The sequence below is a fragment of the Monashia sp. HAY1-11D genome, from assembly GCF_056868035.1.
Genome location: NZ_CP200320.1, coordinates 3583771 through 3605439 on the forward strand (window position 1 = coordinate 3583771; position 21669 = coordinate 3605439).

The window sequence follows — 21669 nt, forward strand, 5'->3', positions numbered from 1 at the left end:
GGCCCGCGGTCCGGCCGTGCGCTCTGCTTCGATGGCCGGGTGAGCGAGCACGAGACCCCCGACGTCCCCGGGCACCGCCTCGAGGCCGTCATCGGCGCGGGGTCGTCCGCGGTCGTCTGGGCCGGGTCGGACGCGTCGGGGCGGCGGGTGGCGGTCAAGGTGCCGCGGGACGCCGGTGCCGCGACCCGGTCGGTGGCCGAGCAGCAGGTTCTGCTCGCCGTGCGCCACGACCACCTCGTGGCGCTCCGGTCGGTGGTGCCGCTGCCCGACGGCCGGGAGGCGCTCGTCTTCGACCACGTCGACGGTGTCGGCCTCGCCGCGATGGTCAAGGCTCGCGGGCACCTGCGCCCGGGCGAGGTCGTCACCGTCCTGACGCCGGTGTGCGACGCGGTGGCCACCCTGCACCGGGCGGGTGGCCTGCACGGCGACATCTCGCCCTCGAACGTGCGTCTGACGCCCGACGGGCGGCCGGTCCTGCTCGACCTGGGGGCCGCACGCGTGGCCGGCTCGGATGACGAGCGGGTCTACGGCACCAGCGGTTTCGTCGCTCCTGAGGTGGCAGCAGGATGGCCCCCGTCGGAGTCCAGCGACGTCTACGCGCTCGGGGCCCTCGCCTGGTTCTGCGCGACCGGCAACGGCGCCCCCGACACCATGCTGCGTCTGGACCGCGAGACCGTCGCCTCTCACGTGGGGGAGCAGCTGGCCGACGCCATCGGCGCGTGCATCGACCCCGACCCGCTCGAGCGGCCCTCGTCCGAGGGCCTGGCACGGCTCTTCTACGAGGCCGCCCCCGCCGATCCGGTCGAGGTCGTCGTCGGCACCGACGTCGCCTCGGCGCTGACCCACCGGCTGCGCGCGCAGGCCCGCGAGGACGATCAGCCGGCGGCGGCGGCCGACCGGTGGTGGCGCCGCCTCGTCGGCCGGTCCGGCGCGACCGTGGCACCGGCGGCCGCATCCGCCGGGGGCGTGCGGCGGCCGGTCGTCGCCGCCGTCGGTGCCGGACTCGTCGCCGTCGCCGCCTCCGGCTGGGCAGTCGCGGCCGTCGCGTCGTCCGGTGGACAGGCGCGCGAGCCGGTCCCGGATGTCGTCGCCGCGCAGGCTCCTCCCCGGCGCGTGGCCTCCGCCCCGCGGCAGACGGATGCGCCGGCCCCGCCCGCCGCGACGAGCGCGGCCGCCGGGACCACCGGCGCGCCGGCGCACCGGGCGCCGGACCGGATGATGCTGCTGAGGTCGCCGACGGCCCCGTCCGAGCACGCGAGCGACCTGCTGCAGGCGCTCGGCGACGCGCGCAGCCGAGCCCTCGTCGAGCGTGACGTCGCGGCGCTCGCCGCCGTGCACCGTTCCGGCGGGCCGAGCTGGTCCACCGACCGGCACCTCCTCGAGGCACTCCGGTCCGCCGGTGTCCGCTGGGAGGGCCTGCGGCTCCAGGTGGCCCGGGCCACCTTGGTGGCCGGGTCGTCGTCCGGTGGCGGACCGGACGGTCCCACGGCCGCCGTCGTGCGTGCTCGCGTGGACTGGACCGCCTACACGGTCGTCACGCAGACCGGGGCCCGCGTCGCGCAGGCGGCGCAGGAGGGGGACCTGCTCGACTTCCGCCTCGTCCGCGGGGCGGACGGCTGGCGTATCGACCGGATCAGCCGCGCACCAGCCAGCTGACCGCAGCCTCGAGGTCGGGGTGCTCGAAGGTGAAGCCAGCGCCCAGCAGCGCCTTCGGGACGACCCGCTGGCTGGCCACGATCGAGTCGGCGAACTCGCCGACGACTGCACGCAGGGCCAGGCGCGGTGCCGGCACGAGCGCCGGCCGGTGGAGGGCTGCGGCGACGGCCCGGGCGACGTCGCGCTGCCGGGCCGAGCCGGGGGCGGCGACGTTGAACGGCCCGGTCAGGTCGGGGTGGTCGACGAGATGGCTGATGGCGCGGACCTCGTCGACGAGCGTGACCCACGGCCACCACTCCTGCCCGGACCCCATCGGCCCCGCGAGGCCCAGCCGGGCGAGGAGCAGCAGCGGCCGGAACGCGCCGCCGGCGGAACTCATGACGAGGCCGCTGCGGACGCAGGCCACCGGCACGCCGGCCTCCCGGGCCGGGTCGGCGGCCTCCTCCCATCGCCGCACGATGCCGGACAGCACGTCGCGGCCGGGACCGCTGTCCTCCGTGAGCACCTCGTCGGCGCGGTCGCCGTAGTAGCCGACGGCCGATGCGTTGACGAGCCGCGGGTTCGCCCCACGGCTGCGGGCCTGGGCCAGCGCCGTGGCGACGGTCCACGTGGCGTCGGTCCGGCTGCGCTCGACCTCGCGCTTGTGCGCCGCGTCCCACCGCCGGTCACCGATGCCGACGCCGGCGAGGTTGACGACCGCGTCGACGCCCTCCAGGGCCGCGGCGTCGAGACCACCGCGCGAGGGGTCCCAGCGGACCTCACCGGGAGCGGACGGCTCTCGGCGGACCAAGCACACGACCGCGTCGCCGCGGGCCTCGAGGTGACGACGAAGCGCGCCGCCGATCAGGCCGGACGAACCGGTGATGGCGACGCGCTTCGTCATGGTTCACACCCTACGGGCGTGATGCGATGCGCACCCGCTCACGCCTCGAAGCGGCCCTCCTCCAGACGCGCCTTCATCGTGCCGAGGAAGCGAGCGGCGTCGGCGCCGTCGACGATGCGGTGGTCGTAGGACAGCGCCAGGTACATCATCGAGCGGATCGCGATCGTCTCGCCGCCGTCCGGGTCACTGACGACGACCGGGCGCTTGACGATGGCGCCGGTGCCGAGGATCGCGACCTGGGGCTGGTTGATGATCGGGGTGTCGAAGAGGGCACCCCGGCTGCCCGTGTTCGTGATGGTGAAGGTGCCGCCGGCGAGGTCGTCCGGGGTGATCTTGTTGCTGCGCGTGCGCGCAGCGACGTCGGCGATCGCGCGGGCCAGGCCGGCGATGTTGAGGTCACCGGCGTTCTTGACCACCGGGACGATGAGGCCCTTGTCGGTGTCGACGGCGATCGAGAGGTTCTCGCTGCCGTGGTAGACCACCTCGTCGCCCTCGATGCTCGCGTTGACCATCGGGTGCGCCTTGAGGGCCTCGGTGGCGGCCAGGGCGAGGAACGGCAGGAAGCTGAGCTTGACGCCCTCGCGGGCCTCGAAGTCCTTCTTCGCGCGGTCGCGGATGCGGGCGATCTTGGTCAGGTCGACCTCGACGACGGTCGTCAGCTGTGCCGACACCTGCAGCGACTCCACCATGCGGGTCGCGATGACCTTGCGGAGCCGACTCATCTTCTCGCGGGTGCCGCGCTTCGGCGACACCGATGCAGCCGGTGCGGCCGGCGCCGACGGAGCGGCTGCGGCCGGAGCCGACGCGGCGGGAGCCGGAGCCGCCGGGGCCGGGGCCTTGGCCGCCTCGGCCGCGTCGAGGACGTCCTGCTTGCGGATGCGGCCACCGACACCGGTGCCGGTGAGCGACCCGAGGTCGATGCCGTGCTGCTGGGCGAGCTTGCGCACGAGCGGGGTGACGTACGCGGCGGCGTCGTCGCGCGAGGGCTCGGCGGCCCGCGCCGTCGCCTCGGGCGACTGCTGGGCAGGCGGGCGCTCGGCGTCGGCGGGCAGCCCGGCCGCCTGCACCTCGGCCGTCTCGGCCTGGGCGGGTGTCTGCGCAGCCGGCGAGGGAGCCGCCGCCTGCTGGGCCGCCGCCTGCGCCGGTGCCTGGCTGGGCTGCTGCGGGGCCTCCTGCTGCGGGGCCTCCTGCTGCGGGGCCTCCTGCGGCTGCGGAGCCTGCTGCGGGGCGGGCGCGCCACCGATCACGGCGAGGTCGCCGCCGACCGGGACGGTCTCGTCCTCGCCGACGAGGATCTTGGTCAGGGTGCCGGCGACGGGGGAGGGGATCTCGGTGTCGACCTTGTCGGTCGAGACCTCGAGGAGCGGCTCGTCGACGGCGACCTCGTCGCCCTCGGACTTGAGCCAGCGGGTGACCGTGCCCTCGGTGACCGACTCGCCGAGCGCCGGCATCGTCACCGTCTGCCCCTCGCCACCGGACGAGCCGGACGCGGCCGCCTGCGGCTGCTGTGCCTGGGCCGCCTCGGGCTCGCTCGTCGCGGGCTGCGGCTCCTGGTCGGTGCTCGGGGCCTCGGGCGCGGGCGCGCTCTGCTGGGCCTGCTCGGCCTGCGGTGCCTGCTCGGCGGCGGGCGCCTCGCCGCCGCCGGCGGGAGCGGCGCCGTCACCGATGACGGCGAGGTCGGCGCCGACCGGCACCGTGTCGTCCTCCTGCACGAGGATCTCCTGCAGCGTGCCCGCGACGGGGGAGGGGATCTCGGTGTCGACCTTGTCGGTCGAGACCTCGAGCAGGGGCTCGTCGACCTCCACGCTGTCACCGACGTTCTTCAGCCAGCGGGTGACGGTTCCCTCGGTGACGGACTCACCGAGGGCCGGCATGGTCACGCGTTCTGACATGACGTGTTCTCTCCTCTTCCCAGTTACTGGCTCAAGCGTGTGCGTGCAGCGGTTTTCCCGACAGGGCCAAGTGTGCCTCGCCGAGCGACTCGTTCTGCGTGGGGTGCGCGTGGATGAGACCGGAGACGTCCTCGGGGTGGGCCTCCCAGTTGACGATGAGCTGGGCCTCGCCCACCTGCTCACCCATCCGCGCGCCGATCATGTGCACCCCGACGACCGGGCCGTCCTTCTCGCGCACGAGCTTGACGAAGCCCTGCGTGCCGAGGATCTGGGACCTGCCGTTGCCGCCGAGGTTGTACTCGTAGGTCTCGACCTCGTCGTACTTCTCGCGGGCCTGTGCCTCGGTGAGGCCGACGCTCGCGATCTCCGGGTCGCAATAGGTGACCCGCGGGATGCCGCTCTCCTCGATGACCGCCGGGGCCAGGCCCGCGATCTCCTCGGCGACGAAGATGCCCTGCGCGAAGCCGCGGTGGGCCAGCTGCAGCCCGGGCACGATGTCGCCGACGGCGTACACGCCGGGGACGCCGGTGCGCAGGCGCTCGTCGGTGGTGACGAAGCCGCGGTCGAGGGTGATGCCGGCGGCCTCGTAGCCGAGGCCCTCGGTGACCGGTCCGCGGCCGACCGCGACGAGGAGCAGGTCGGTCTCGATGGTCTCGCCGGACTCCAGCGAGACGCTGACGACGTCACCGGACTGCGTCGCACCGGCGAGACGGACGCCGGTCTTGAACGCGATCTTGCGCTTGCGGAAGGAGCGCTCCAGCTGCTTGCTGATGGCCTCGTCCTCGGCCGGGACCAGGCGCGGCAGGGCCTCCACGACGGTGACCTCGGAGCCGAAGCTCTTGAAGACGGAGGCGAACTCGACGCCGATGACACCACCACCGAGGACGACGACGCGGGCCGGCACGTGGTCGATGGTGAGGGCCTGCTCGCTCGTCATGATGCGGCCGCCGATCTCGAGGCCGGGCAGCGTGCGCGGGCTGCTGCCGGTGGCGAGCACGACGTTGCGCCCGGTGAGGCGCCGATCGCCTACAGCCACCGTGTTCGGGCCCTCGAGGACGCCGGCGCCCTCGACGTAGTCGATCTTCGCAGCCTTGACGAGGCCCTGCAGACCCTTGTGCAGACGGGAGACGACGCCGTCCTTGTACGCGTGGACTCCGCCCATGTCGACCGACTCGAAGGTCGTCTTGACGCCGAAGTGCGCACCGTCGCGCGCGGAGTCGGCGACCTCGGCGGCATGCAGGAGGGCCTTGGTCGGGATGCACCCGACATGGAGGCACGTGCCCCCGAGCTTGCCCTTCTCGACGAGGGCCACCGAGAGCCCCAGCTCCGCCGACCGGAGGGCACAGGCGTAGCCACCCGACCCCCCGCCGAGGATGACGACGTCGTAGTCGCCTGCGGCGTCAGCCGACATGTTGGTGCGCTCCTTCAGGATGGGGGGCCACACCCGGGGGTGTGGGTGCAGGAGCATCTTGTCATTGATCACGAGGGACGTCACAGGCAGGTCGCGCCCGCCGGCACCCTTGCGAGGACTCGCGAAGGCACGCGGCGGCAGGCGAGGCGCGGTGACGGCACGGCCCGCCACCTGCGCGGACGCACTCCCGGCACGGGTCGAGCACGTACAGTGCGGCCATGGGTTGGTTCTCCCGGCGCGGTGCAGGCCGGACGTCCGCGCGCCTCGGCCGGTCGGACGGACCGGGCATGGACATCGACCGCAAGGCCGTCGAGGCCCACCTGCGGGGGTTCGTCGAGGGCCACCGTGGTGTCGAGGCGTACGTCGAGCCGGCCACGAGCGTCACGACGACGACGGTCGTGCTCATCGCGTGGGACGGCGAGTGGACGCGCCGCGCGGTCGGCACGCCGAAGGATGGCTTCGAGCTCGCGCGGCGGCTCGGCGTCCCTGCCTACGACGTCAACCACACCGGGTACCCCGGCCGGATGCGCGAGTACAACACGCGCAAGCGTCACGGCGACGCCTGACACGTCGGTGAAAGAGGTGGACCGGCGGCGGTCCTGCTGACAGGGTGAGGTCGTCCCCACCGTGCCGTACCGGCGCGCCCCGCCACGCATCCAGGAGGTCTCGAATGTCGAATCAGGAAGGTGCCCAGGTGGGCCCGGACGAGGAGATGAAGGCGAAGTTCCGGGCCGCCCTCGACAAGAAGCACGCGCACGGCGGCAAGGACGTCTCCGACGACCACGACCGCTCCAAGGTGCACGGCGCGCACGGCCCGGCCAAGGCCCAGCAGATGTTCCGGCGCAAGTCCGGCGGCTGACCGTCCTGCCGCGACCTCGAAAGGCCAGAACGCACCACGCGTTCTGGCCTTTCGGTGTGCCCGTCGCTCAGGCGTAGGACTCCGCGACGGCCACCAGCGTGCGGACGCCGAAACCGGTGCCGCCCTTGGGGGCGTAGCCGTTCGGGGACTTGTCGTTGAAGGCCGGCCCGGCGATGTCGATGTGGCTCCACGGGATGCCGTCGCCGACGAACTCGCCGAGGAAGAGGCCGGCCGTCAGCATGCCGCCCTCGGGACCGCCCTTGTGCGCGAGGTCGGCGTTGACCGAGTCGAGACCACCGCGCAGCTCCCTCGGCAGGGGCATCGGCCACATCGCCTCGCCTGCGCCCTGGGCGGCGTCGAGGACCCGGGTCCGGAAGGCCTCGTCGTTGCCCATGACGGCGGCGGTGTCGGCCAGGGCGATGACCTGCGCGCCGGTCAGGGTCGCGATGTCGATGATGGCGTCGGGGGCCTCCTCGGAGGCGAGGGCCAGGCAGTCGCCGAGCACCATGCGGCCCTCGGCGTCGGTGTTGAGCACCTCGACCGTCTTGCCTCCGCGCATCGTGACGACGTCGCTCGGCCGCTGCGCCGTGGCGCTCGGCATGTTCTCGGCCAGACCGAGGTAGCCGGTGACGGCGATCGGCAGGCCGAGCTCGGCGACGGCGAGCACGGCGCCGGCGACGGCGGCGGCACCGGCCATGTCGCACTTCATCGTCAGCATGCCGCTGGCGGGCTTGATGCACAGGCCGCCGGAGTCGAAGGTGATGCCCTTGCCGACGAAGGCGATCGAGGCCTTCGGGCGCGCGGGGGAGTACGAGAGCACGGCGATGCGAGGCTCGTTGGCGGAGCCCTGGCCCACGCCCACCGTGCCGCCGAAACCGCCCGAGCGCAGCGCCTTCATGTCGTAGGACCGCAGCTTGACCTTCGTGCCCTTGACGCGGCCGGTCAGGGACTCGACGAAGGTCTCGGGGTACAGCAGGTTGGGCGGGAGGTTGACGAGGTCCCGGGTGTAGGCGACCGCGGTGCCGAGGGCCGCGGCGCGCTTGACGGCACGCCGGGACGCCGCGTCGCCGGGGCCGACGAGGGCGAAGGCCGTGGTGGGCGTGTCGTCGTCGGCACCGACCTTGGTGACCGCATAGGCACCGAGGGCGATGCCCTCGGCCGTTGCCGCGACGACCTCGACCGAGCTGCCGGGAACGGCGACGACGACCTTCTTCCTCGAGGCCAGGCCGCGAGCGGCGGCCCCCATGCCGCGTCGGACGTCCTCGAGGACGGCGGCGTCCGGCACGGCGGTGAGCGCACCCACGCCGGCGAGGACGACGAGGCGGGCCCGGACGTCGGGTACCGCGGCCAGCGTCGTCACCTCGCCGACCTTGCCGGCCAGCTCGAGGTCGGAGACGACCGCCTTGAGGTGGGCGACCGTGGTGCGTGGCAGGTCGTGCCCCGGCGCGAGGGTCGCACCGTCGTCGCCGGCGACGAGGGCGACGACGAGCGCGTCGCCGGCCGTGTCGGCGGCCGAGCGGTTCGTGATGGTCAGCTGGGCCACGGAGGACTCCTTCAGGACGTGGTGCCGGTCGGGCCACGGGAGTGGTGCGACGAGGATGGGTCGGTGGACGCGGCGCGGGGCGCGCGGCCTGCTGCCGTCCCGACGCGTGGTCCGTCGTGCGGTCCGGGCGTCCGGTGGCGACGGCGCCGATGATAACGAGGGAGCCGCAGACGACTCCGGAGCGGGACCCGCGTGGCGTGCGACCCGGTGCCGGGGCACCTGCCGGTGGCCACCGACGGGGAGGGCGCCGCGGCGGAAGGGGCACGCCGCGCTGGCGGTAGGTTGACCCGCATGACGACAGCGCCGTCGGGGACGACCTCCCCGCTCACCTCGCCCCTCCACGACCGACACGTCGCCCTCGGCGCGAAGATGGCCGACTTCGGTGGCTGGGACATGCCGATCGAGTACCCCGGTGGGGGTGTCGTCCGCGAGCACACGGCCGTCCGCGAGCGCGTCGGCGTCTTCGACGTGAGCCACCTCGGCAAGGCCACCGTGACGGGTCCCGGGGCCGCCGACTTCGTCAACGTCTGCCTGACCAACGACCTGCGCCGCATCCAGCCCGGCTCGGCGCAGTACACACTCTGCTGCGACGAGTCCGGCGGCGTGGTCGACGACCTCATCGCCTATCTCCGCTCGGACGACGACGTCTTCCTCATCCCCAACGCGGCCAACACGGCCGAGGTCGTCCGCAGGCTGCGTGAGGCAGCGCCCGAGGGGATCGAGGTGACCGACCGGCACCGTGAGTACGGTGTCATCGCCGTGCAGGGCTCCCGGAGCGACGAGGTGCTCGAGGCGCTCAACCTGCCGACCGGGCACGACTACATGTCGTTCGTCGAGGCGCAGTGGGACGGCCGCCCGGTCATCGTCTGCCGCACCGGCTACACCGGCGAGCGCGGGTACGAGCTCGTACCCCGCTGGGACGACACCCCGGCGCTGTGGGACGCCCTCGTGGCCGCGGCCGAGCCGTTCGACGGCCTGCCCTGCGGGCTCGGCGCCCGCGACACCCTGCGCACCGAGATGGGCTACCCGCTGCACGGCCAGGACCTCTCGCTCGACATCACACCGGTGCAGGCTCGCGCCGGCTGGGCGGTCGGCTGGAGGAAGGACGCGTTCTGGGGCAAGGACGCGCTCGTCGCCGAGAAGGCGGCCCCGACGCGACTGTCGCGCGGGCTGCTCGTCACCGGGCGTGGCATCCCGCGGGCGCACTGCACCGTGAGTCGCGGTGGCGAGGTCGTCGGCGAGGTGACCTCGGGCACGTTCTCGCCGACGCTCAAGCAGGGCATCGCACTCGCGCTCCTCGCGCCGGACGTGGCCGACGGGCAGACCGTGTCGGTCGACGTGCGTGGCCGCGACGTCGAGGCAAGGGTCGTCAAGCCCCCGTTCGTCGAGGTCCAGGTGCGGGAGGCCTGAGGCCCGCGCGTCAGCCGGAGACGCGCAGGCCCACGACCGCGACCACGAGCGCGGTGGCCAGCGACACCTCGACGGCCGCCCCGACGACGTCGCCGGTGACGCCACCGAGGCGGCGGACCGCGTGGCTGCGCACCGCCAGGGCACCGGCACCGGCCGCGAGCACGGCGGCCACGCCGGTCAGAGCGGATGCCGACACGGAGGAGGCGACCCAGCCGCCACCCACCCCCGCCACGACGCCGAGCGCCAGGGCGCCCAGCGCGGCGCACGCGCCGACGAGGGCAGCCACGGCGCGGCGCCCGACGGTGCCCGCCACGGACCGACCCAGGCCCTCGGCCCGCGCGGCCGGGACCCCGCGTCGGGCGCACACCGCCGGCGCGAGGCGGCTGGCGGTGAGGCTCACCACGGCGAGCGCCACGCCGGCGGACGTCGGCAGCAGCGCGGCCAGGGCGGCGGCGTCGAGCCCGAGCACGAGGACGAGCGCCGCGGCACCGGCCGGTCCGGTGTCGCCGCGGCGCATCACCTCGAGCGACCGGGCCGGCTCGTGTCCGGACGTCAGGCCGTCGGCGAGATCGGCGAGGCCGTCGAGGTGGAAGGCCCGCGACCCGAGCGCCACGACCACGAGGGCCAGCACGGCCGCCACCGCGGGAGGCAGTGCGCCGACGACGACCGGGACGCCGAGGACCACCCACGCGAGGGCGAAGCCGAGCGTGCTGACGGGGGCGAGCAGCATCGCCAGGCCGAGCTTCCCGGGGACCCACGGCACCCGGCGGCGCGACGCGGACGGCGGTGAAGGTGCCGACGCAGAGGCGCCAGGCGTCACGCATCGAGAGTCCGTGGACGGGGGGACGACGGCACGACGAGGCCCTGCGAGAGGTCGAGGACGCGTCCGGCCACGACGAGGTGCACGCGCGCCGCCACGGCGGACACGGCGGCGTTGAGCCGGCCCAGCTCGTCCTGGAAGAGGCGACCGGAGGCCGTCGTCGGCACGAGCGACCACCCCACCTCGTTCGTCACGACGACGACGGGGACAGTTGCGGCGCAGAGGGACTCGACGAACGTTGCGCCCTGGAGACGGACGGCGGACGCTGCGACGGCGAGGTCGTCCCAGCCCACCGCGTCGACGACGCTCGTGAGCCACGTGCCGAGGCAGTCGACGAGCACCGGTCCGCGGGCGGCACGCAGGACGCCCGCGACGTCGGAGGTCTCCACCGTGCACCACGAGGCCGGCCGCTGGGCGCGATGCGCCTCGACGCGGGTGCGCCACTCGTCGTCGTCGGCCGCCGGAGCAGGCCCGGTCGCGACGTACGTGACGTCGCTCTCGGCGGACAGCAGGTCCTCGGCGTGGCGGCTCTTGCCGCTGCGCACGGGCCCGGTGACGAGGGTCGTGCTCGCCGCGCGGGCGGTCACGTCGGGTCCTCGGCAGGCTCGGCCCGCGGCGCGAACCGCACCGGGGCGTCGAAGGCTGCGCGTCGTGCGGCACGCCGGAAGACCCGCAGCAGCGCCGGCCCGGCCAGCACGACGAGGACGGCGTTGAGCAGGCCGCGCGGCAGGTCCCAGGCGAGCGAGGTGGAGACGTAGAAGACGGCGTAGTGGGTGAGGTTGTCCGGCAGCGGGGCGCCGGGCACGAAACCCATGCCCGTGGGCGCGCCGGGCCCGAGGAACGGCCAGAACCACAGGTTCATGACGGCGCCGTACCCGAGGCCCGTGACGAGGGCGTACGCGGCGAGGACCCACCGCTCGGCGCGGCGCCCGTCCCCGACGGGCAGCAGGCCGGCACCGAGCCCGATGGCGCCCGAGCACACCATCTGGAACGGCAGCCAGGGACCCACCCCGCCCGTGAGCAGGGCTCCCGTCGTCACGGCGAGGGACCCGGAGACGAAGCCCACGCCGGGGCCGAGCACGCGGCCGGCGACGACGACGACGAAGAACATCGGCTCGAGCCCCGCCGTCCCGGCGCTGAGCAGGCGCAGTGCCCCGCCGGCGGCGGCCGCGACGCCGAGCACCGCGACGGTCTTGGCGTCGAGCCGCCCGGCGGTCACCTCGGCGAGGCACACGACGGCGAGCAGACCCAGGAGCAGGGCGAAGAACCACGGCGCGTCGTTGCCGTGGTCGGCCGCCACCTGACCGGGTGCGAAGAACGGCCACGTGAAGGCGGCGAACCCGACGAGCCCCACGGCGACGACCGCGAGGACGGCCGGCCAGCGCAGCGGGATGACCCGGCGTGAGGCGGGCGGCGGCGTCCGGACGGCGCGGGGTGCGGGTGCCGGCGCGCTCATGCCGTCCGCCCGAGGGCGCGGGCCACCTCGGCCACCGTGAGCCACGTCTGCGGGTGCAGCACCTTGGTCACCTGCGGGGCGAAGGCGGGGGAGGAGGCGAGGACCTCGCGCGTGGGGCCGTCGGTCACGACCTCTCCGTCGGCCAGGATGACGACGCGGTCGGCCACCTCGGCCGCGAGCTCGACGTCGTGGGTCGCCACGATGACCGTCGTGCCGGCCGCGGCCAGCTCGGCGAGGAGGCCGCACAGACGCTGCTTGGCGCCGTAGTCGAGCCCGCGCGTCGGCTCGTCGAGGAGGAGGACCTCCGGGGTGCCGGCGAGGATGACGGCCAGGGCCAGCTCGAGCCGCTGCCCCTCGGACAGGTCACGCGGGTGGGTCGTGGGGTCGATGCCCTCGCCGATGCGGGAGAGCACGGCTGCCGCGGTACCGGCGGGCACACCGAAGTCGGCGTCGGCTGCGGAGCACTCCGCGGCGACCGAGTCGGCGTAGAGGAGCAGCTCGGGCTGCTGCGGCACGAGCCCGACGACGCCGACCCGTTCGCGAGCGGCCAGGGCGTGCGGGTCCGCCGTGGCGGAGCCGGCACGGACTCGCCCGCCCGCGAGCCGGTGCTGTGCTGCCACCGCGCCGAGCAGCGTCGACTTGCCGGCGCCGTTGCGCCCCATGAGGGCCGTGACCGAGCCACGCGCCACCTCGAGGTCGACACCGTCGAGGACGAGGCGTCCCGCCCGACGCACCGTCACCCGGTCGAGCGACAGCGCAGTGCCTGCGGGCCAGGGGCCGCCGGGTCGGCCGGGCCGGGACGGCGGCGTGCGCGGGCCGAGGGTCTCCCGCAGCGAGGCGGCACGGCGTCTGGCGTCGCGGATCGACAGGGGCGTGGGGCTCCACCCGGCGAGCCGGGACAGCCCCACGACGGGCGGGAAGACGCGCGACAGGCTCATCGCCTCGGCCGGTTCGAGCAGCTCGGACACGTGGCCGTCCTCGACGAGCACGACCCGGTCGGCGTGGTGCACGACGCGTTCGAGGCGGTGTTCGGCGAGCACGACGGTGACCCCGAGGTCGTGCACGATGCGGTGCAGCGAGGCCAGGACCTCTTCTGCGGCAACGGGATCCAGCGCCGAGGTGGGTTCGTCCAGCACGAGCACCCGCGGACCGGCGGCGAAGAGGGCCGCGATGGCCACCCGCTGCTGCTGCCCGCCGGAGAGGGTGCCCAGGGCGCGCGCCCGCAGCGGGGTGAGCCCGAACAGGTCGAGCGTCTCCTCGACGCGGCGGCGGATCGCCGTCGGGTCCAGGCCCATCGTCTCCATGCCGTAGGCCACCTCGTCCTCGACGACGTCGGTGACGAAGGTCGACGACGGGTTCTGCTCGACGAGCCCCACGACGGTGGCGAGGTCGCGCGGCCGGTGTGCCGCGGTGTCGAGGCCGTCGACGACGACCCGGCCGGACAGGGTGCCGCCGCTGAAGTGCGGGACCAGGCCGTTGACGGTGCGCAGCAGCGTCGACTTGCCGCTGCCGGTGGGCCCGACGACGAGGACGAGCTTCCCCTCGGGCACCTCGAGTGTGACGTCCACGAGGCTCGGGGCGTCGGCGCCCGCGTAGGTGACGCTGACCCGGTCGAAGGCGATCACGGTGCAGCCTCCCGCGGCCGTGGCGTGAGCCAGGCGGGCAGGGCCGCCACGAGCACCGCGACCACGGTGAGCAGCGGCACCGCGGGCAGCTCGACGCGCTGGGGCGGCGTGACGCCGTCCCAGCCGCGCACGCCGGCCACGACGAGGACGACCGCAGGAGCGCTGCCGAGGACGACGGTCAGGGACTCCGGCCACTCCCACCGGTCACGTCGGTGGCCGGACCGGCCGTCACGCGAGGCGCCCACGACGAGGCTGCTCGCCGCGAGGACGGCCCCGGCGACGAGCAGGGGCAGGCCGAGGGTGCCGCCGGCCGACGCGTCGAGCAGGCCGTAGAGGCCGCCGAGGACGCCGAGGAGACCGAGCAGCGCGAGGCCGCTCGCGAGGCGGCGGGTGCCGGCGCTGCTGCGCACGGCGCGGCCGTAGCCACGGGACTCCATCGACGCGGCCAGCGCGAGCGAGCGCTCGAAGGCCGTCTCGAGGACGGGAACGGCGAGGCGGGCCGTCTCGCGGATGCCGTGCCCCTCGCGCCCTCGCAGGGTGCGCGCGGAGCGCACCGTGCGCGCGTCGGCGAGCAGCTGCGGCGCGAAGGTCAGCCCGACGACGACGGCCGTGCCGACGTCGTAGAGCGTCGCCGGCAGGTAGCGCAGGAGCCGCCGCGGTGACGCGAGGGCGTTGGCGGCGCCGAGGCAGGCGAGCACGGCCGCGAGGCGCAGCGCGTCGTAGAGGCTGAACAGGAGGGGCTCGAGCGCGACCGGCCCGCCGAGGCGGATCCCGGAGAGCCAGTCCGGCAGCGGAACGCGTGGAAGCGTCACGAGGACGGTCTCGCCGTGGACGCCGTTGCCGAGGAGCGCGGTCACGAGGACCCGGAGGAGGACGACGGCCAGACCGATCGCGAGGAACCCGGCCAGCGGGTTGGGCGTGGCCGGGTCACGTCGCTCGGTGACGACGAGGACGCAGACGGCGACGACGAGCAGCAGCACGGCGGGGTTCGTCGTGCGGGACGCCGCCGTGACGAGGCCCAGGCCCCACAGCCACCAGGCCGCGGGGTGCAGGAGCCGCGCGCGCAGCCGCATCGCCGCCGGGTCACCCCGCTCAGCCGTCGACGCCGGTGCGGCGCCGCGAGCGGACGAGCAGGTAGCCGACGAGGGCGAGCACGACGAGCGCGACGACGACCCAGGCCACGGTCGTGCCGGTGCTCGACGACGCGGGCCGGGCCGTGGCGTCGACCGGGGCGCTGGCCGCGGCGGTGGTGGTGGCAGTCGTCGACGCGGCCGGTGGGGCGACGGTCACCGGGGTGTCGGCGGCCTTGGCGGCGGCGCTGACCTGCTTGACCTCACCGCCGCAGCCGGTGGCGGGGTAGCCGGCGACCGCGCAGACGAGGCCCTTCTCGGTGCGCAGCTCGCCCGCCTTGGCGAGCACGTCGGTGCTCGTGGCGGCAGTGGGGACGACGGCGCAGACGGCCTTCGGGGCAGGCGGGGTGGCGCCGTCCTCGGCATCGGCCGCTCGGCCGAAGTCCACGACGAGCCCGACGCGCTTGGACCCGGACACCGCGGGTGTGGAGCCGCAGATCGCGTCGAAGCCGAGCACGGCCCGCGGGAAGCGCGTCGCGCTCTCGTCGCCGACGGCGAAGCGCCAGCCGTCGACGCTGCCGTCGGCAGGTGTGGTCTGGTCCGGTCCCTTCTGGGCGAACGACCACGCGCCGTCGGTCAGCTGGTAGAAGCCCCAGAAGCGGTATGCGGCGGCCTGCGCGGGGCCGGTGGTGAGGACGGCGACGGCGGCGGCGACGAGTGCGGCGAGCAGCACCCGCAGGGGGGTGCGACGAACGGTGGACACGGTTTCCTCCTCGCGGTCGGACACCGTCCCGAGCCCCCCGCGGAGCCGTCGTCGGTGACTCCGGTCCGCATTCCACGACAGACTGACACAGAGCCGGACGGGCGCGGGTTTTCCGGCTGTCGCCGCGGCGCCTGGTCGGGCGGGGCTGCGGATCACGGTTGCGGGTCAGCGCCGGAGTCGCACCGGCTTGCCCCGTCGTCCATCGGATACGCGAACCGTGGCACGCGCGGTGGCCGCCCGTCAAACGAGCCGGCGCACCGGGCGACCGGGGTGCGTCTAGGGTGACGGACATGAGCGGAGACTGGTCCTGGCTGTACCTCGACGCGCACGGCGAGCCGATGTCGGGGGAGGGCCTGGCGACGACCGGCTTCCCGACCCAGAGCGACGCCGAGAACTACCTCGGCGAGACCTGGCGCGACCTGCTCGCCCACGGCGTCGAGTCGGTGACGCTGCGCGAGGCCGACTCGGTCGTCTACGGCCCGATGAGCCTCCGGGCCGCGGAGTGAGCCTGGCCGCCGAGGCCCCCGACACCGTGTCGGCGGGCCTGGCCCGCGACCTGCTCGGACGCGTCGTCACCGCGCAGCGCGCCTGGCGCTCGCCCGGGGTGAGCGCGGGCGTCGTGCGCGACGGCGCCCTGGTGTGGTCCGGGCACGTCGGGTCCGCCGAGCTCGGCGCCGCCTCCCGCCCCGCCGACGACGACACCCAGTACCTCATCGGGTCCGTGACCAAGACGTTCACCGCGCTCGTCGTCATGGCGCTGCGCGACGACGGTCTGCTCAGCCTCGACGACGAGCTCGGCGGGTACCTGCCGGGCACCCGTCACGCCCGGGTGCCCTTGCGCCAGATGCTCGCCCACGCGTCCGGCCTGCAGCGCGAACCGGTCGGGAACATCTGGGAGTCGCTCGCCGCGCCCGAGCGCGCGGCATTCCTCGCCGGTGTCGAGGACGCCGAGCAGGTGCTGCCGGCGCACCACGCCTTCCACTACTCCAACCTCGCCTACGGCCTGCTCGGCCACGTCGTCGAGACGGTGACCGGTCGCGACTGGGAGGACGTCGTCCGTGAGCGGGTTCTCGAGCCGCTCGGGATGTCCCGGACGGGCCTGACGCCGGCGTCCGACCGGGCGCACGGCTACCAGGTCGACCCCTACCGCGGCACCACCACCGAGGAGCCGCTCTTCACGCTCAACGCGACGGCGCCGCTCGGCGGGCTGTGGTCGACCGTGTCCGACCTGGCGCGCTACGCCGCCTACGTCGCCGCCCCGGACGGCCGCGTCGTGGCTCCCGAGACGGTCGAGGAGATGTGCCGGCCGCTCATCATGACCGACGTCGACGGCTGGTCCGGCGCGTACGGGCTCGGGTTCGGCATGGGCCGGCGCGGTGACCGCGTCTACGTCGGGCACGGCGGCGCGATGCCCGGCTTCCTCACCGGACTGCGCATCCGGCGCCGCGACGGCGTCGGCGCGGTCGTGTTCGCCAACTGCACGTCGAACGCCCTCGCCCTCGCGCTCGCGACCGACCTCGTCGACGCCGTGATGGACGCCGAGCCGACGCTCGCGCCGGCGTGGGTCCCCGAGGAGCCGCGACCCGAGCTCGAGGAGCTCCTCGGCCTGTGGTGGTCCGAGGGCGCGCCGATCACGTTCTTCGTCCGGGAGGGCCGGCTGTGGTCGCGCCTGTCCGAGGACGAGCCGCTGTCCGAGACACGGTTCGAGGCCGACGGGGTGGACCGGTTCCGCGCGGCTGCGGGTCGCGAACGCGGCGAGGTGCTCGACGTGGTCCGTGGCGCCGACGGTTCGGTCGAGAAGCTGTACTTCGCGACGTACGCCGTCACCCGCGAGCCGCTCGCGTTCGCCGAGCTGCAGGACTGAGGCCCGCACGCAGCAGACCCCCGGACGCCGTGTGGTGTCCGGGGGCCCGGCAGGTGACGGGTGGGCGGCTCAGCGCGGCTGCTCGCCGCGCGCGACCTGCGCCTTGGGCATCCGCGTGCGACGCATCTGGAAGGCGCGCATGATCGCGTACCAGGCATCGCCCTTCTCGGCCCCGCCGAACTTGGCCTCGACCTTCTTGCGGGTGCGGCGCCACATGAGGACGGCGTCGACGACGGCCACGAGGATGAGGCCGTAGACGAGGACGAACACGGCCATCAGCGCCCACCCCGCCCGCACGAAGCTGAGCAGCAGGACGAGCAGCATGACCGGCAGCATGAACTCGCCGATGTTCCAGCGGGCGTCGACCGAGTCCCGGATGAACCGACGGCGCGGGCCCTTGTCGCGGGCCGGCAGGTACTTCTCGTTGCCCGCCAGCATCCCCGCGCGCTGCGTGGCCATCGCCTCGCGCCGGGCGGTGCGGTCCTGCTTCGAGGCCGCCTTGCGGTCGGTGACGATGAGTGGACGCTTGTTCAGGGCCTCCTGCTCACGGCGCTTGGGCGTCGGCCGGTTCTTGGCGCCGGGGCGCGCCTCGGGGTCCTGCACCGCGGTGGAGGACGTGGCGAGCTCGTCGTTGAGGGTCTTCTTGCGTCCGAACACGGGCCCACTCTAGGCGAGGTCGGGCGCGGGACAGGAATCGCGCGCTCCGCGGCCGGCGCTGCCGTCACAGGCGTCGCTTGCGTAGGGGCACGAAGCGGTACAGCCCGTGCTCGCTCGTCGTCAGGGCGCCGTCGGCCAGCTCGACGAGGACCATCGTCCCGGCGACGGGGACGACCATGCGTCCCGGGTCGGCGAGCTGGTCGACGAGGGCCTGCGGCAGCGAGGTGGCCTCCGCGGAGACGAGGATGCGGTCGTAGGGCCCACGCTCCGGTGCGCCGAGGACGTCGGGCTCGGCGAGGTCGATCGAGGCCCACGGGGCATCGCACCGGGCGAGGTTGTCCGCGCCCCAGGCCGCGAGGTCCGGCTCGAGCTCGACGCCGACGACGACGCCGGCAGGCCCGACGAGGTGGGCGAGCAGGGCCGTCGTCCAGCCCGAGCCGGCGCCGACGTCGAGGACGCGCTGGCCCGGACGCACGTCGAGCAGGCGCAGCATGTCGGCGACCGTCCGCGGCTGCGAGTTCGTCTGCCCGTGGCCGATGAGGATGGGGCCGTCGTGGCCGGCCCGCCAGCGCGCCGCGCGCGGCAGGAACCCGGCCCGCGGCACGGCCTCGAGGGCCCGGTCCACCGGATCCATCCCTCGAGTCTTCCACGGCACGGCGTAGGCGTCCCGAGCGCGGATGGCCCGGGTCAGGCGGGTCCCGCGACGACGTGCAGGAGGGTGCCGAGGGACCGGTAGGGGTCGGTCCGTCCGAGCCTCTCCTCGACGTCGAGCAGGGTCGCGAGCGTCTCGGCGTCCGGTGTCGGCTCGTCGACCGGCACCGTGTCGGAGGCGACCCGGACGCCGTACCAGGCGCGCACGGTGAGCCCGTTGGCCTCGCAGTCGGCGGTCAGGGACTCCAAGGTGTCGGCACGGGCGTCGACACCGATCTCGTTGCGGTAGCGGGCGTCACGGCCCTGCGCTCGCGCGGCCTCGAGCTCGTCGAGCATCGCTGCCGCGCCGTCCCAGTCGCTACGGGCAGCCGGCCGCCAGGCCATCGCCGCGCCGTTGCGCGCGACGAGCGAGACGACCCCGCCGGGAGCCGTCCGGCGCGCGAGGGCGGCCACCGCCGGGCGGCTCTCGGGCAGGTACATGAGCACGCCGTGGCACAGCACGACGTCGTAGGCGGTGGGACGCGTCACGCTGGCGAGCGACGCCAGGTCGCCGGCGAGGAGCGTGACCCGGTCCCGCTGCGAGGGCTCCAGCGAGGCGGCGGCCTGCTCGAAGGCCGCGCGCATGCGGGCGTCGGGTTCGACGGCCGTCACGGTGTGCCCGAGGCGAGCGAGGCGCAGGGACTGCGTGCCCTGCCCGGCGCCCACGTCGAGCACCCTGAGCGGGCCGCGGGGAAGATGGGCCCCGAGCTGGCGCGCGACGAGCTCCTGGCGCACGACGTTGCGCAGGGTGCCGAGCCGGCGCAGCCACGGGTCCTGGCCCGGCGTGAAGGCGTTGGTTGCCACGGCGACGAAACTAGCCGAACCTCACGGACGCCCACGGGGCTGCCGGGGGAGTGGGGTGCGACCCGTCGGTAGGGTCGGGCTGTGACCGACGACGTGCTCTCCCAGGACCAGATCAGCGCCATCCGCGACCGGGTCGCCGAGCTCATGCCGCAGGTGCGGGCCGACCTCGAGGACCTCGTGCGCATTCCGAGCGTCTCCGCGACGAGCTTCGACCAGGCCAACGTGGCGCGCAGCGCCGAGGCCGTGGCCGAGCTGCTGCGCCGGGAGGGCCTCGACGTCGAGGTGGTCGTCGAGGGCGGCCGCCCCGCCGTCATCGGCCACCTTGCGGGACCCGAGGGCGCCCCGACCGTGACGCTCTACGCGCACCACGACGTGCAGCCGCCCGGTGACGACGCCGACTGGCACAGCCCGCCGTTCGAGCCGACCGAGCGCGACGGTCGCCTCTACGGCCGTGGTGCCGCCGACGACAAGGCCGGCGTCATGGCGCACGTCGCCGCGTTGCGGGCCCACGCCGGCAACCTGCCGGTGGGCGTGACGGTCTTCGTCGAGGGCGAGGAGGAGTTCGGCTCGGCCTCGCTTCCGGCGATCCTCGAGAAGCACGGTCACCGCCTCGCCGCCGACGCGATCGTCATCGCCGACTCGGGCAACTGGGCCATCGGCGAGCCGGCGCTGACGACGACGCTGCGGGGTGGTGTCCGGGCGGTGGTCCGGGTCGAGACCCTCGACCACTCGGTCCACTCCGGCATGTTCGGCGGTGCCGCCCCGGACGCCGTCACGGCGATGGTCCGCCTGCTCGCGACGCTCCACGACGACGACGGCAGCGTCGCCGTCCGCGGCCTCGACGAGGGCGCCGCAGCCGACATCGACTACGACGAGGCGCGCTTCCGCGAGGAGTCCGGGCTGCTCGACGGCGTCTCGCTCATCGGCACCGGCTCGATCCTGACCCGCCTGTGGAACAAGCCCTCGATCACGACGATCGGCATGGACGTCACGTCGGTCGACAAGGCGTCCAACACGCTCGCGGCCCACGCCGCCGCCAAGGTCTCGATGCGGCTGGCTCCCACGCAGGACCCGGCCGCGGCGTTCGAGCTGCTCAAGGCCCACCTGCTCGAGCACGCGCCGTGGGGTGCGCGAGTCACCGTGGACCTCGAGGAGCACGGCTGGGGTTTCGCGGCCGATGCCGAGGGGCCGGTCTACGACCAGGCGCGAGCCGCCTTCAAGGACGCGTGGGGCGTCGACGCCGTCGACATGGGGGTGGGTGGCTCGATCCCGTTCATCTCCGACTTCGCCGCCCGCTTCCCCGACGCCGCCATCCTCGTGACGGGCGTCGAGGACCCCGACACCCGGGCGCACGGCGCGAACGAGTCGCTCCACCTCGCGGAGTTCGCCCGCGTCTGCCAGGCGGAGGCGCTCCTGCTCGCCCGCCTCGGCGCCATGCCGCGCTGACGCGTCAGGAGCGTTTGCCGCGGCCCCGGTAGATGCCCTCGTGCAGCTCGAGGGCGTAGGCCCCGGCGCCGGGCATGCCGAGGTCGTGGGCGACCGCGACCTCGGCATCGATGTCGTAGGGCACGCGGACGAACTGGATCGAGAACGGCTGCGGCGCAAGGGAGTCCGTGACGCCCTCGAGGATGCAGTACGGGGCGCTCGGGTCGTCGAGGTGGTTGCCGACGGCTCCGACGTTGAAGAGCTGCAGGCCCTCGTCGGCCTCGAGGTAGGTGCCGTGGATGTCGCCGTAGCCGACGACGTCGGGTGTCGCGCCCCGCTCCCACACGTGCCCCGGGACCGGGGCACGGAACTCACCGGTGAAGTCGGTGTTCGTGAACATGCCGCGGAACTCGTCCTGCGTGTGCGCCCGGCGGACGCGGACGAACTCGCTGGTCTGCGAGGCGTGGAAGAGGCGGACCCGCTTGCCGCTCATGACGAGGTCGTGGGCGTTGGGCAGGCCGGCGAGCCACGCGGCGTCGTCGTCGGTGATCTCGTCACGCGTCCACTGGCCGGCCTCGAACCGCGGTACGGTGCCGCGTTCGACGTGGCCTTCCCAGTCGCCGATGAGCGAGTCCCAGTTGCCCCGGACGGTCACCTCGCACGCCTCGCGCGAGAGCTTGACCGCCTCGGAGCCGCGCGGTCCCTTGCCGACGACGTCGCCGAGGTTGACGACGCGCACGATGCCGCGGGCCTCGATGTCCGCGAGGACCGCCTCGAGGGCGGTCACGTTCCCGTGGACGTCGGAGATGACGGCGATGCGGTCGGGCGCCGGCCGCACCGG

General features: G+C 74.5%; 21 protein-coding genes. 7 read left to right on the forward strand and 14 right to left on the reverse strand.

What is annotated here, in order from left to right; all coding sequences use genetic code 11:
* The first annotated feature begins 39 nt into the window (after positions 1-39).
* The gene (locus AC1VM9_RS16575) at positions 40-1656 is read left to right on the forward strand and encodes a protein kinase domain-containing protein (RefSeq protein WP_483123427.1); all 1617 of its coding nucleotides are present in this window, start codon (positions 40-42) and stop codon (positions 1654-1656) included.
* On the opposite strand, the gene AC1VM9_RS16580 is transcribed toward AC1VM9_RS16575, so the two are convergent.
* Genes AC1VM9_RS16580 through lpdA form a run of 3 tightly spaced genes read right to left on the reverse strand, consistent with a single transcriptional unit; the run spans position 1634 to position 5842 of the window.
* Entirely contained in the window at positions 1634-2539 is a 906-nt protein-coding gene (locus AC1VM9_RS16580; protein WP_483123428.1) for a TIGR01777 family oxidoreductase, read from the reverse strand. The genes AC1VM9_RS16575 and AC1VM9_RS16580 overlap by 23 nt on opposite strands.
* Positions 2540-2577: 38 nt before the next feature.
* On the reverse strand, positions 2578-4431 hold the full coding sequence (gene sucB / locus AC1VM9_RS16585; protein ID WP_483123430.1) for a 2-oxoglutarate dehydrogenase, E2 component, dihydrolipoamide succinyltransferase: 1854 nt from the start codon (positions 4429-4431) through the stop codon (positions 2578-2580).
* 31 nt (positions 4432-4462) lie between these two features.
* Positions 4463-5842, reverse strand: a complete 1380-nt coding sequence (gene lpdA, locus AC1VM9_RS16590) for a dihydrolipoyl dehydrogenase (protein WP_481341947.1) — start codon at positions 5840-5842, stop codon at positions 4463-4465.
* Between the two features lie 218 nt (positions 5843-6060).
* On the opposite strand from lpdA, the gene AC1VM9_RS16595 reads away from it, so the two are divergent.
* Entirely contained in the window at positions 6061-6408 is a 348-nt protein-coding gene (locus AC1VM9_RS16595) for a hypothetical protein (RefSeq protein ID WP_481341949.1), read from the forward strand.
* Positions 6409-6512: 104 nt separating this feature from the next.
* Positions 6513-6701 (forward strand): DUF5302 domain-containing protein, encoded by a 189-nt coding sequence (locus AC1VM9_RS16600; protein ID WP_481341950.1) that lies wholly within the window; start codon positions 6513-6515, stop codon positions 6699-6701.
* Positions 6702-6768: 67 nt separating this feature from the next.
* On the opposite strand, the gene AC1VM9_RS16605 is transcribed toward AC1VM9_RS16600, so the two are convergent.
* Positions 6769-8244, reverse strand: a complete 1476-nt coding sequence (locus tag AC1VM9_RS16605; RefSeq protein ID WP_483123431.1) for a leucyl aminopeptidase — start codon at positions 8242-8244, stop codon at positions 6769-6771.
* A 291-nt stretch (positions 8245-8535) separates the two neighbouring features.
* Here AC1VM9_RS16605 and gcvT point away from each other — a divergent pair, with 291 nt between their 5' ends.
* Positions 8536-9654, forward strand: coding sequence for a glycine cleavage system aminomethyltransferase GcvT (gcvT, locus tag AC1VM9_RS16610; RefSeq protein WP_483123432.1), 1119 nt, complete (start codon positions 8536-8538; stop codon positions 9652-9654).
* A 10-nt stretch (positions 9655-9664) separates the two neighbouring features.
* Here the strand turns inward: gcvT and AC1VM9_RS16615 are convergent, their stop codons facing one another.
* From AC1VM9_RS16615 to AC1VM9_RS16640, 6 genes are read right to left on the reverse strand one after another with little or no spacing between them, the layout of a single operon-like run.
* Complete coding sequence (locus AC1VM9_RS16615) at positions 9665-10417, reverse strand: adenosylcobinamide-GDP ribazoletransferase (RefSeq protein WP_483123434.1); 753 nt, start codon at positions 10415-10417, stop codon at positions 9665-9667.
* Positions 10418-10470: 53 nt separating this feature from the next.
* Positions 10471-11061, reverse strand: coding sequence for a bifunctional adenosylcobinamide kinase/adenosylcobinamide-phosphate guanylyltransferase (locus tag AC1VM9_RS16620; protein ID WP_483123435.1), 591 nt, complete (start codon positions 11059-11061; stop codon positions 10471-10473).
* The gene (locus tag AC1VM9_RS16625) at positions 11058-11930 is read right to left on the reverse strand and encodes an ECF transporter S component (protein WP_483123436.1); all 873 of its coding nucleotides are present in this window, start codon (positions 11928-11930) and stop codon (positions 11058-11060) included. Before AC1VM9_RS16625 ends, AC1VM9_RS16620 begins: the two co-directional genes overlap by 4 nt.
* Positions 11927-13555, reverse strand: coding sequence for an ABC transporter ATP-binding protein (locus tag AC1VM9_RS16630; RefSeq protein WP_483123437.1), 1629 nt, complete (start codon positions 13553-13555; stop codon positions 11927-11929). Before AC1VM9_RS16630 ends, AC1VM9_RS16625 begins: the two co-directional genes overlap by 4 nt.
* Positions 13552-14628: an energy-coupling factor transporter transmembrane component T gene (locus tag AC1VM9_RS16635; protein WP_483123439.1), complete on the reverse strand. Its 1077-nt coding sequence runs from the start codon at positions 14626-14628 to the stop codon at positions 13552-13554. The genes AC1VM9_RS16630 and AC1VM9_RS16635 overlap by 4 nt, the downstream gene beginning before the upstream one ends.
* Positions 14629-14647: 19 nt before the next feature.
* Positions 14648-15388 (reverse strand): SCO2322 family protein, encoded by a 741-nt coding sequence (locus tag AC1VM9_RS16640; RefSeq protein ID WP_483123440.1) that lies wholly within the window; start codon positions 15386-15388, stop codon positions 14648-14650.
* A 290-nt stretch (positions 15389-15678) separates the two neighbouring features.
* On the opposite strand from AC1VM9_RS16640, the gene AC1VM9_RS16645 reads away from it, so the two are divergent.
* Together AC1VM9_RS16645 and AC1VM9_RS16650 are read left to right on the forward strand one after the other, a co-directional pair.
* On the forward strand, positions 15679-15894 hold the full coding sequence (locus AC1VM9_RS16645) for a hypothetical protein (protein ID WP_481343068.1): 216 nt from the start codon (positions 15679-15681) through the stop codon (positions 15892-15894).
* Positions 15891-17252 (forward strand): serine hydrolase domain-containing protein, encoded by a 1362-nt coding sequence (locus tag AC1VM9_RS16650; RefSeq protein ID WP_483123441.1) that lies wholly within the window; start codon positions 15891-15893, stop codon positions 17250-17252. Before AC1VM9_RS16645 ends, AC1VM9_RS16650 begins: the two co-directional genes overlap by 4 nt.
* A 69-nt stretch (positions 17253-17321) precedes the next feature.
* Here the strand turns inward: AC1VM9_RS16650 and AC1VM9_RS16655 are convergent, their stop codons facing one another.
* The 3 genes from AC1VM9_RS16655 to AC1VM9_RS16665 all read right to left on the reverse strand — a co-directional run bounded on the left by AC1VM9_RS16655 (position 17322) and on the right by AC1VM9_RS16665 (position 19403).
* A complete protein-coding gene (locus AC1VM9_RS16655) occupies positions 17322-17909 on the reverse strand; it encodes a DUF3043 domain-containing protein (RefSeq protein ID WP_483123443.1) in 588 nt (195 codons plus the stop codon).
* Positions 17910-17973: 64 nt separating this feature from the next.
* Positions 17974-18543 (reverse strand): protein-L-isoaspartate O-methyltransferase family protein, encoded by a 570-nt coding sequence (locus AC1VM9_RS16660; protein ID WP_481343065.1) that lies wholly within the window; start codon positions 18541-18543, stop codon positions 17974-17976.
* Between the two features lie 53 nt (positions 18544-18596).
* On the reverse strand, positions 18597-19403 hold the full coding sequence (locus tag AC1VM9_RS16665) for a class I SAM-dependent methyltransferase (protein WP_483123444.1): 807 nt from the start codon (positions 19401-19403) through the stop codon (positions 18597-18599).
* 81 nt (positions 19404-19484) lie between these two features.
* On the opposite strand from AC1VM9_RS16665, the gene AC1VM9_RS16670 reads away from it, so the two are divergent.
* Positions 19485-20849 (forward strand): M20/M25/M40 family metallo-hydrolase, encoded by a 1365-nt coding sequence (locus AC1VM9_RS16670; protein WP_483123445.1) that lies wholly within the window; start codon positions 19485-19487, stop codon positions 20847-20849.
* Positions 20850-20853: 4 nt separating this feature from the next.
* Here AC1VM9_RS16670 and AC1VM9_RS16675 read toward each other — a convergent pair whose 3' ends face one another.
* Positions 20854-21666 carry a metallophosphoesterase family protein gene (locus AC1VM9_RS16675; protein WP_483123447.1) on the reverse strand — a complete coding sequence of 271 codons (813 nt, stop codon included), beginning with the start codon at positions 21664-21666 and terminating at the stop codon, positions 20854-20856.
* Between the last annotated feature and the right edge of the window lie 3 nt (positions 21667-21669).